Source organism: Paenibacillus ginsengarvi (assembly GCF_003626695.1).
Lineage (GTDB): Bacteria > Bacillota > Bacilli > Paenibacillales > NBRC-103111 > Paenibacillus_AB > Paenibacillus_AB ginsengarvi.
Genome location: NZ_RBAH01000059.1, coordinates 1 through 10099, shown reverse-complemented (window position 1 = coordinate 10099; position 10099 = coordinate 1). Strand labels below are relative to the sequence as shown.

10 protein-coding genes and 1 pseudogene are annotated in these 10099 nt (G+C 48.8%); 7 read left to right on the top strand and 4 right to left on the bottom strand.

Annotated elements, in window-relative coordinates:
- Positions 1 to 134 precede the first annotated feature (134 nt).
- The 3 genes from D7M11_RS35920 to D7M11_RS35910 all read right to left on the bottom strand — a co-directional run bounded on the left by D7M11_RS35920 (position 135) and on the right by D7M11_RS35910 (position 3394).
- Positions 135 to 1487 carry an IS4 family transposase gene (locus D7M11_RS35920; RefSeq protein ID WP_120752075.1) on the bottom strand — a complete coding sequence of 451 codons (1353 nt, stop codon included), beginning with the start codon at positions 1485 to 1487 and terminating at the stop codon, positions 135 to 137.
- 148 nt (positions 1488 to 1635) lie between these two features.
- The gene (locus D7M11_RS35915; protein WP_240041452.1) at positions 1636 to 2745 is read right to left on the bottom strand and encodes an amidase domain-containing protein; all 1110 of its coding nucleotides are present in this window, start codon (positions 2743 to 2745) and stop codon (positions 1636 to 1638) included.
- 49 nt (positions 2746 to 2794) lie between these two features.
- Positions 2795 to 3394 carry a C40 family peptidase gene (locus D7M11_RS35910; protein WP_120752073.1) on the bottom strand — a complete coding sequence of 200 codons (600 nt, stop codon included), beginning with the start codon at positions 3392 to 3394 and terminating at the stop codon, positions 2795 to 2797.
- A 775-nt stretch (positions 3395 to 4169) separates the two neighbouring features.
- Here D7M11_RS35910 and D7M11_RS37980 point away from each other — a divergent pair.
- From D7M11_RS37980 to D7M11_RS35890, 5 genes and pseudogenes are all read left to right on the top strand, one after another.
- Positions 4170 to 4472 (top strand): annotated as a pseudogene (locus tag D7M11_RS37980) (alpha amylase N-terminal ig-like domain-containing protein); the annotation flags it as partial.
- A gap of 133 nt (positions 4473 to 4605) precedes the next feature.
- Positions 4606 to 5562, top strand: a complete 957-nt coding sequence (locus tag D7M11_RS37685) for an alpha-amylase family glycosyl hydrolase (protein ID WP_240041451.1) — start codon at positions 4606 to 4608, stop codon at positions 5560 to 5562.
- A 346-nt stretch (positions 5563 to 5908) separates the two neighbouring features.
- Positions 5909 to 6373 (top strand): hypothetical protein, encoded by a 465-nt coding sequence (locus D7M11_RS35895; protein ID WP_120752071.1) that lies wholly within the window; start codon positions 5909 to 5911, stop codon positions 6371 to 6373.
- A 12-nt stretch (positions 6374 to 6385) separates the two neighbouring features.
- Positions 6386 to 6553 carry a hypothetical protein gene (locus tag D7M11_RS36660; protein ID WP_158607023.1) on the top strand — a complete coding sequence of 56 codons (168 nt, stop codon included), beginning with the start codon at positions 6386 to 6388 and terminating at the stop codon, positions 6551 to 6553.
- A gap of 45 nt (positions 6554 to 6598) precedes the next feature.
- Positions 6599 to 6748: a hypothetical protein gene (locus tag D7M11_RS35890; protein ID WP_120752070.1), complete on the top strand. Its 150-nt coding sequence runs from the start codon at positions 6599 to 6601 to the stop codon at positions 6746 to 6748.
- A 283-nt stretch (positions 6749 to 7031) separates the two neighbouring features.
- Here the strand turns inward: D7M11_RS35890 and D7M11_RS37055 are convergent, their stop codons facing one another.
- Positions 7032 to 7187: a hypothetical protein gene (locus tag D7M11_RS37055; protein ID WP_193556368.1), complete on the bottom strand. Its 156-nt coding sequence runs from the start codon at positions 7185 to 7187 to the stop codon at positions 7032 to 7034.
- A 515-nt stretch (positions 7188 to 7702) separates the two neighbouring features.
- Here D7M11_RS37055 and D7M11_RS35885 point away from each other — a divergent pair.
- Positions 7703 to 7804, top strand: coding sequence for a zinc ribbon domain-containing protein (locus D7M11_RS35885; RefSeq protein WP_120752077.1), 102 nt, complete (start codon positions 7703 to 7705; stop codon positions 7802 to 7804).
- Positions 7805 to 8042: 238 nt separating this feature from the next.
- A complete protein-coding gene (locus D7M11_RS35880; protein ID WP_120752076.1) occupies positions 8043 to 9302 on the top strand; it encodes a D-alanyl-D-alanine carboxypeptidase family protein in 1260 nt (419 codons plus the stop codon).
- Positions 9303 to 10099 lie beyond the last annotated feature (797 nt).

Genomic DNA, 10099 nt, shown 5'->3' with positions numbered 1-10099 from the left:
CATGGTTGCTCGACACTTCCATGATACCAAACAAAGAGGGTGTTTTTTTGTCAATCAATAGAAAAAGAGGCTTTGGCTCTTAGAACCACAATGGATTCGACCTATTTTGTTGCTGCGAAAGTTGAGTTAATCACTCAACTTTCGCAGCATAAATTACCGAATAAGTCCTTAATGTACAAGGGCAAATCGGCCATCCACTCTTGGAGTTGACACAACACCGTTTGTTTGTTGTGTTTGTTCTTTGCTTGAGCCATATCTAAGAATAAAGACATCAGCTGTTGGAGAGCGGTCTGGTAGTCCAGGTCACGGACCTCATCCGCGTACAAGAAGAACAGCCCGCCGAGTGTACGTGAATCTCCCGCTTGTCTCCGCTCAAATTCCATGACTAGGTACCGGCTAAACACGACAGTCGTGTGGCTAATTAGCATGTCAAAGGATCGGCCCTGAAACTCGGTTCCCAGTTTCAGATAGCTTTTGGTTACCTTGAAGAAGGTTTCAATACTCCATCGCATGCCGTAGATACGCACGATCTCGCTCGGCTCTAAACCCAAGTCCGTACTGAGTATGGCCAGCCATTCACGGCGTTTGTTACGGTTTTGAACAAACACGAGTTTGACAGACACTCCGCATGAAGTCTGGGTAATGACAGAGCTCCAAATGGAAGATTTCTTGTTCTTCGGCAGGCTGCGGTACAGTTCACTCAGCGTTAAACGTTGGCCTTGGTAGGTATACCGCTGCTTCATCTCTTTGACCATTCCAATCGTGTCCAGCCCCTCAGCCAAGAGTTGGCGAATGAGCGGCATCTGTGCGAACCAGCTATCCATCAATACGTAATCCGCATGGAAGCCAGTACGCAAAGCACGTTGAATCAAGCCAATCACTGCATCAGGCTTACGAGTGAACGCCTCTAATCGCCGTTTGTAACCGTGGCATCGCTTCGAGATTACTGTCGTCATCTCGGTTATGCGATTCAGGATGTTGGCTGACGAGAGCATGACAAAGTCGACTGGAGCGAAGCTGAAGCCGTCCGACCAGCCAAGGGTCAGCATCGTGTAGCCCTTGGCAAATCGGCCTGTAGAATGGTCAAATACCTTGGCAAGTAGCTCAGCCTTTTTACTGCGATTACGCTGCAGTGTGGAATCATCAATAATGAAAACTTTTACTCGTTTGGCCGAGGTTAGCGAAGTGAACTGCCGAACCACCGACAAGCATAGCGAATGAAGAAAATCCCGCCAGGCAAAGTGCGGATGGTTCAAGAAACGGTAAACGACATCCTTGCCTGGCAAAGAAGATCCGCGGCTGCTTTCTAATAAACGAAACCAATTCTTACCCTCAAAGACAAGCGAAAACAGCAACTGAAAAACAGCAAGTGCAGTGAGACCGAAAGATTTTCGAATCCCCGCCTCGCGAAGCAACTTGCCGATTTGAAGATAATGAAATACGGACGAAAAACGAGACTGGTCAGATAGGGAACGATGGTGTACCATTGAAGTTACACACCTTTCTTTGTTTGTGGTTGCTCGACACTTCCATGATACCAAACAAAGAGGGTGTCTTTGTCAATTAAAAGAAGTAAATGGATTGGCTCTTAGATCCACAAGGGATTCAACTTACTTTGTTGCTGCGAAAGTTGAGTTAATCATTTATGTGAATCAATAAATATTTCGTATTTTTATCCCATCCGAGGTCAAAAGGCACGCGATACCGGTCCGCCGTATGGGAATTGACGAGTGGGTATCCATGGTCGTCAAAACCTACCAAGATCGAAAAATGATCGACATCTCCGTTCATCTCATAAGCAATGAGATCACCGGGCTTCAATGATGCAATAGCCCCATTCGGATATTTCTCCGTCGGCTTAATTACATCTGAAAAATAGTCCTTGGCGACGAGTTTGCCATACCCGCTGTGCAGCACGAAATTTTTAAACGAATCCGTCCTTACCCAGGATTGGCTTCCCTCCGAGCTGTAATGCCATCCCGATCTCATTCGCAATCCTCCGCCTTCGCTCTTATCCCCGATCACTTGAGAAGCGAAGTTGGTGCAATCTCCACCCTTATACGTATAATCCAAGTACTTTTTGTTGTAGCGGTGATCATTGCCGGCACCCCATGCAGCCCCTGCATATTTATTGGCATATTCTACTGCCTTTTGTCTATTGTATCTTTGATTTATTTTATCGCCGTTTTGTACGCTATCGGTTTCGGATTTTAAAAAAGTGGGATTCGGGAAGCCTTTGAATTCCGGAATCCATTTTGGATTTTCCGTAAGAGGGTCGGTATACCATTCGCGGAGTACCAGCCACTCGCCATTGATTTTTTTAAGCGTTAATCCATGCCGTGTTCCTATGCCGAAGGACTGAGGATTGACTTTGTTATTTTTGTACACATAGCTTAATTGTAAGCTTTGGTTCAATGAAACCTTTGCCAGGTTTCCTTCTTTTTTGATGCGATGAATTCGAATGCTGCTTTCCGCGGCTGAGAATGCGATGCCCCTTTTTTCAGCCCAAGTATTGATATATTTGCTCCTCAGTAGCTCCTGCTCATAAGCATACCGGCCCAACTTGTCCTTCATTTCATAAAATTTATCAATATATTCCGGTTTTTGGTCAATAAGAAACTGGGTTCTTTCGTTGAACAGTTGTACTAAAAAAGCTTGTATATCCGGTGATTCATCCTCAGAGCCTGCAGCGAAAATATGGATCGGGCAAAGAAGTACACTGAGGAAAATCATAATCCAATTCAACCGTTTCCTATTCATAGCCGCAGCAGATACCTCCGTGTTGATGGAATGTCTAACCAGGGATTACTCTTCTGGCAAACAGGTAGTGCTGATACCAATACTCACCTTCTTTTTGGTCCTTATGAATATTGCTTATGATCACTCCGGTTCCTTGCTCGTAAGTATGAAGTATTTTCCCGTCCCCCATATAAATGCCGACATGCCGCACCTTATTTAACCCTGTCTCGTTCGGAAAATCTTCATCGGAAAAAAACATGACATCACCTTTTCGCAAATTGATAAATGGTATTTCTTCACCTTGTACTGCCTGTTCTCTTGCGTTATAACCTAAATTGATCCCTTGTTTGCCGTATAGATATTGCACGTAAGAAGAACAGTCAAATGCCTTATCGTCAAATCTTTCCGCGCCATAGACATAAGGGGCCCCTAAATATTGAAGCCCCTCTGCAATTATCGCATCGGCTGTCTTTTGCCATTGGGGGGCATCCGCCACTTCTTTTACCGTAAAAGGATTTGTATCTTTTACGGCGTAAGGCTTCGTTCCATCGGTTACGTTAGACCTTTTTTTTGGAGCACATGCGGATAATCCCCCAAAGACAAGCGCAGGGATGATAAACCCCTTGATTATATTTTTATAAAATACGTTGTCCATACAACACCTCAAGTAGTAGTATGAATTTTCTAGAGAATCTCTATTCTAGAGGAATTGGTGGTTCCATAGCCGGAATAAGGAATTGTGCTGCCTGACTATTAGCCGGAAGCTCGATAGTAACCGGAGAAAGGGGAGAGGAAACCGTTTCGGGAACGTCCATCAGCGCGACCGCGAATATCAACTTATTGAAAACATTACCTTTATGCATCTAGTCGTCGTCGCCTTACTTGTATCGTAAATGAATGGGCTTTCTTGACTTTTCTGTAATAAAACCCAAATTCAAACATGACGGGCTTCCTTACCGGAATGCCGACTCCCACTTGCTAAAGCCGGTTTGAGTCGGGCTCGCAGCCCGAGCTGTCCGCGTTGTTCTATACAATCCCGGCGATAAATTCCGCTTGATCGATTCGAAGAGGGAATGAGTATCGATTGAAAGCGCCATGGGTGTAGTGTGGACGCGATCTGGTACGGCACGACTTCGCCGCGGAAGCGTCGCCAATCGCGCCCTAACGCATTGCGATGTCCAAAGACGCCGAACTTTCGTTGTATAACGGAAGCTCGCTTCGGTTCGGCTTGAACGATGCCACATTGAACGAAGGTGAAGCTTCCTAGCCGTTTGGAAATGGAAGCAATGGTTGGGCTTGACGATGCCGCTCGATCGTTGGCACGAAGGGGAGCACGTCATCCGGCCATTGCTGCTGCGTGTTTCGCAATCGGCCGTCACGTCCACCGAACCGCTAGATCGTGGATTGCTCGCGGCGAAAAGTGGCGTTGAATCGGCTCTGGCCAGAGAAATTACGGAAACCGCGCTTTTCGCAGGGATGACGGGCGAAGACATGCCTACGACGACCGGACGGTCCACATTCGGCTGCGCGCCAAAAAAGGCGATCTGCGGACTGTTAAAGCTTTATACGGAGACAAATACGATTGGGATCGCACCGCTAAGGAGAAACATCTGCACAAGATCGCCAGCGACGAGCTGTTCGATTATTGGCAAGCTGAGCTAACGCCTCCGTACGGCAGGCTCCGCTACGCATTCGAACTGGTGTCCGGCACAAGGAAGCTGTGGTATACGGAGCAGGGATTCTCGGAGCGGAAGCTACAAGATCCGCTGTCCTGCTTCGACTATCCGTTTCTGTGGCCAAGCGAGGTGTTGAAGTCGCCGGAGTGGGTCAAGCGGGCCGTTTTTTATCAAATATTCCCCGAACGGTTTGCTAACGGCGATCCGGCCGGCGTTCGGCCTTGGGAACAGGACGATCCGGGACCGCACGATTATTACGGCGGCGATCTGCAAGGGGTACTGGAGACTGGATGTGGCGAACGAGGTCGACCACGGGTTTTGGCGGCAGTTCCGCAGGACGTTGAAATCGCTGAAGCCGGATTTGTATATCCTGGGGGAAATTTGGCACGATGCGATGCCGTGGCTGAGAGGCGACCAGTTCGATGCGGTGATGAATTATCCGGCGACGGAGGCGGTGCTGCAGTTTTTTGCCAAAGGCGAGATCGATGCCGAGACGTTTTCCTTTCAAATCAATCGGCTGCTCGCCGGTTACCCGCAGCAAGTGAACGAGGCGGCATTTAACATCGTCGGAAGCCACGATACGCCGAGGCTGCTTACGGTCGCCGGGGACGAGCGGAAAGGGATGCAGGCCGCGCTGTTTCAGTTTGTGCTGCCGGGAACGCCGTGCATCTATTACGGCGACGAGACGGGAATGCAGGGAGGAGCCGACCCGGACTGCCGGAGGCCGATGGTGTGGGACCCGCAGCGGCAACATGCGCAGCTTCTCGAATTTTACCGCCGCCTCGTCTCGCTGCGCAAGTCGCACTCTGCCCTGCAGGAAGGCTCGTTCGAATGGCTGTATGCCCGGGGCCGTCAATTAGTCGTGCGAAGAACTCATGCCAGCGGGCACGTGTACGTTTGCTTCAATCATGACGCTGCTCCAACTCATCTCGTATTCGACGTCGATCCGCACGATTCTCCCCGGCCCCGGGCATCGACCTCGTGCCGGCCCAATCTGCGGGAAATGCGGAACACGAAGGAAACGTCTCTGGGCACCTCGAACGTCCCGACGGAAACGATCGTGCCGCTTACGATCGGCGAAACCGTTATTACCGCCGAATACGGCGGTGTGCTGGCGACCCGAACGGTCCGCGTCACCGCCTTATAAACTTTCGGGCTGGATATCCGGCTCAAACGTAAAAGGAAAGTAGTGAGGCTGCCGGAGAGCGATTCGGCGGCCTTTGTGCGCGGTCCTACATAGCTGCGCACAACATTCCAGTAATTGATTAAAACGGGCAAACTTGTTGTCAAAATAGGGGTAAACTTTTTGTCACAGACAATAATGTCGGGTGACAAGAACATTATCCATTCCCGACGGAACCCGTATCAGCAGAAATAAAGTATTAGGCAGGATGTCTTTATTCCACTGAGGAGGGGGAGGTCCCTCTTGTTCCGATCATGCTATTGCCTGCATCTTCCCTTTGTCGTAATCTATCTATCGGGGAGGTTGAATCGTGTTACTACATATCCGCAGCAGCGAAACATATCCAGTTTCGTTCCTTTCGCTGCAGCCATATGATATTGAACTTCATATGAGCGATTGGAATGACGCCTTCGACTGGCGAATTTATTTCAGCCAACGCAGCATCGAAGTATATAAGATGGTTGTAGCAGGCAATGATGTTATACAAGGAGCTATTGCACTTGAGCGTAAAGAGGATCATGTGTGGGTGCATTTGATTGAAGGCATCCCTAGTAAGCGCAAAGAATTTGATTTGATCGGCGAGCATTTAATGGCTTTCGCATGTAAGCGTAGCATGGACCTCGGGTATGAAGGTGCTGTAGCTTTTCAATCGAAGATCCAGCAGCGGCTTATGCTTTTTTATTCGAATGCAATCGGAGCTACACATTTTGGCGGCGGCCTAATGATTATTAGTGAGGCTGTTGCCGAATATCTGGTTATGTTATACTTATCGTAAGAGGTGATGATCATGAAGAAGAATCCGCCTATGAGTCTTGATGAAGCTGCTCGTCGTTATGCTGATGGTCATTATGTTATGCAAACAATGCCAGGCCCAAGTCCAGAACGTGATAAGAGAGTCACTGAGGCGCTTGCTCAATTGAAGCAGAGTCGTCCTGTTACCAAAGCTCGCCAATAAGGCGGGCTTTTTTTAACGCCATTTCGCTACAGCGTTAAAGCCCTCATGTCGTTCGGAATCGTGCTGCTGATCGGCATCCCGCTTCCTTTCGTTAGCTACGGGTTAAGCCATTTCGTGGCGGAGATGGCGTTTCTTGGCCTGGCTCTTGCTATCTACAGAAGAAGGTTGATCACGCTGGCAGCCGTAAGAGACTAGATCGTACGGAGAACGTGAACCCATGAGCGAATGTAAAAAGAGGGTATGGAGAAGGGACGGAGAAGCGTCAGTGTCCGCCTTTGAAGTCGGACTCCAACTGCAATCAAATACAATGTTTACATGGATGTTATGAAGGAAGAGAGCCATGTACAAGTTTTTTAGACCGTGGGATGCCCCATGAGCGCGCGTCTCGGTGTCGCATGGCGGCGGTCGAACCCACTCCGTAATCCAACATTGATATAAGTAATAGCACATGATGTCGGGTAACAAGAATATATTCCGATTAAATCCCACATAAATCGCGGGTTTTCACCGATGACGCGGGAAGATGCGATATCGATGCCGTCGCGGCCGCAACCAGCCGCGGATGACGCAGCCCGTAAAACGTAACAAAGCCGATGAAGCCGGCCACGATGCGCACATCCTGTCGCCGTCTCACAAGATGTATGTATTGGAAAATTGTTCCTGCTCCCGGCCTCCAATTTACTAAGAGTTTAAGTTGATCCCCTTACCAATTACACTGTGACCACGGGCTGGAGCTACTGCTCCGGCTTTTTTTCATAATTCTTTTCTATGTCTAGCGAAGCCGGTTCCCCCGGTACATCGATATTAAGAGGTAAAAAAAGCCCCCATCCACGGTCAGAGTGCTGCTCACCTACTCTTTTCGCTTTGACCATTGGAGGATTACCTCGCCTACATGAAGAGCAAGCAGGGAAAGCGCATCAAGCCCGGAAAGAACAAAGAGCGAGAGAGAAAGGCGAAACGTACTACACGCCGGAGCTTGTACGTAAAATGCAATATGCTCAGCGAATAGCTACATATTGATTCAGGTCGAAGCACGTTGGTGAGCCGTATGCCTTAGTAGGGCACGTACGGTTCGATAAGGGGGGAGCCACGAGAGTGGTTCCCCTACTTTTTTCGCCGATAGACCTGTTAAGGTGAACCGTATCACAAATCGAACGTATCCATCGCTGCAAGCAATGCGGTACAACGTTAGATCGGGATGTGAATGCGGCGATCAACATCCTGGCGCGCGCGAAGCGGCAAGTCTCGTAACCGCACAAAGGTAGACTAGGCTCGGACGGAGCCTTCGGGGAGGGACGAGGTTACGAGTCTCGATGATTCGAGAAGCCCACGGCTTAAGCCGTGTGGAGTCGTCACTGGTTTGACTTTCATACGTGTTAACTATTATATTGATTTAATGAAAATTGTTTAAGACTGGGTAAGGATAACAAGCATGGGAGTGTAGTAATTGAAATGTAACACAAAAGCAAAGCGATTCGTCTCCATTATTATGGCGGCGATTGTGGGGGTGCAACTGTTCATCCATAGTCCGGAACCGGTTCAGGCTAATGAGGCAACGGATTTAACGCTCGACGTAAAATCGGCCGTATTAATGGATGCGGAATCCGGTCAAATCTTATTTGAGTTAAATGCGGATACTGCGTTGCCACCTGCAAGCATGACCAAGATGATGACGGAGTATATCGTGATGGAGCATATCAAGTCCGGAAAGCTGAAATGGGACGATCCCGTCACGACAAGCAAATATGCGTCCGAAGTTCCCGGCTCCGGAGTTTTGCTAGCGAATGGGGAGCAGCTTTCTGTTCGCAAGATGTTTCAAGCGATGTCGATTTACTCGGCCAACGATGCCTCCGTAGCTTTGGCCGAGCGAATTGGTGGGACCGAGGAAGATTTCACCAAGCTGATGAACGAAAAAGCGAAGAAGCTTGGCATGACTGCGGCCCATTTTGCGACAGCAACAGGACTAAATAGAAACGACCTGAAAGATTTAAGCGGAGCCCCTGTTTTCGACGCCGAGGGTGAGACGGTGATGTCCGCCAAGGATGCGGCGATGCTGGCATACCGGATCCTGAAAGATCATCCGGAAGTGCTCGAATACGCCAAAATCCCATCCTTGAAGCTTCGGGAAAGAGACAAGAGTCCGATGATCAATAAGAACTGGATGCTGGATGGAAATGGTACAGTAGCCAGTTTCAAAAAATATGCTTATCCCGGATTGGATGGACTGAAGACGGGTTATACCGATGAAGCGGGCTATTGCTTCACCGGAACCGCGGTCCGTAACGGGATGCGATTGATAAGTGTCGTAATGGGTACCCGGACGGAGCCGAAACGGTTTGAGGAAACCCGCAAGCTGCTGGACTACGGTTTTAATAACTTCGAGCTGAGAAAGGTCGTAGCCGCCAAAAGCGAGATCGACTCAATGAAATCGGTGGAGCTCAGAAAAGGCGTACGAACGGCTGTACCTGTCGTGACGGAAAGTGGGCTAACTCTAGTTGTCAAGAAAGGGACAACTGCCGAGCAATTCGTGCATAAAACGGAGCGGATCGATCAGGATAAGCGTATCGCACCAATCAAGCAAGGCGACGAGATGGGAACATTAATGGTTACGTATAACGGAAAAGATCATATCATTAAAATGGTCGCGGCAGAGGATGTTGGTAGAGGTAGCTGGATCCGACTGTTATTCCGGTCGATCAAAAATTTCCATGTCGGGTTATACAAAGGGATTGTTCGTCTGTTTGGCTAATAATGGACTGCTCTCTGAAACGAGCCTTCTGTTTTTTTGATGATAAAGAAAGTCAGACAAATAGATTAATAAGATCCCTATAAAAAATCCTATTTTTACACTTCCACATGCGATTGCAAGCCTACCTGACTGCATCTGTTATACGACGGCAGCCGGTTTACGATCGGCTGCCTTTCTCAACTCCCTCGGTGAGGGTAGTTGAGTGCTGACAGCCCTTTGGCTGGATTGTAATGTTTATGGGGTATATATATTTCAACAATATGGGAACGAGAGTTGAATAGTCGCCAAGCAAAGCTAGGAATAATTTGTTGGTGATAGCCAACCTTCAGTGGAACTAGATCATGGCCGGTGGGCACTCCTTCTGAATCCGAGCAGTCCGGGGGGCCGAAGGCGAGGGCTGTTTAGCATATATTGCAGAGGGGTTTAGTTGTTGCACAGCGGGGCGATGTTTACGTCGATTTCCGCATAATGAGCGCTTAACAAATTGAACAAAACGATCGGCTACCGCCGCACTTTGGGCGAAACCTCCTGCAGCCCGAGAATGTCCGGATACGTATTCCATAAACACACCCGCCAAATTGTCGTCGTGGTTAGCGATGGCTTATCTCCGCAATTCCCCCAATTATTGAAGGTCATGATTCGTTGGGTGTACCCCGATACCACTAGACGAGTATTCATAGGGTGTTCAATCTTGTTCATATTTCGCCAAAATGCCGCGAACGTAGGCCCGAAAGCCCAATCTTATGTCCGCCGGCTCCACCACCTCACATTTGTCGCCAAATGCAAGCAATTTGTCA

Bases quoted from the DNA above. Each gene is read 5' to 3' on its own strand.
- D7M11_RS35920 (WP_120752075.1), bottom strand. From the start codon at position 1,487: ATGGTACACCATCGTTCCCTATCTGACCAGTCTCGTTTTTCGTCCGTA.
- D7M11_RS35910 (WP_120752073.1), bottom strand. From the start codon at position 3,394: ATGGACAACGTATTTTATAAAAATATAATCAAGGGGTTTATCATCCCT.
- D7M11_RS36660 (WP_158607023.1), top strand. From the start codon at position 6,386: ATGAAGAAGAATCCGCCTATGAGTCTTGATGAAGCTGCTCGTCGTTAT.
- D7M11_RS35890 (WP_120752070.1), top strand. From the start codon at position 6,599: ATGTCGTTCGGAATCGTGCTGCTGATCGGCATCCCGCTTCCTTTCGTT.
- D7M11_RS35880 (WP_120752076.1), top strand. From the start codon at position 8,043: ATGGCGGCGATTGTGGGGGTGCAACTGTTCATCCATAGTCCGGAACCG.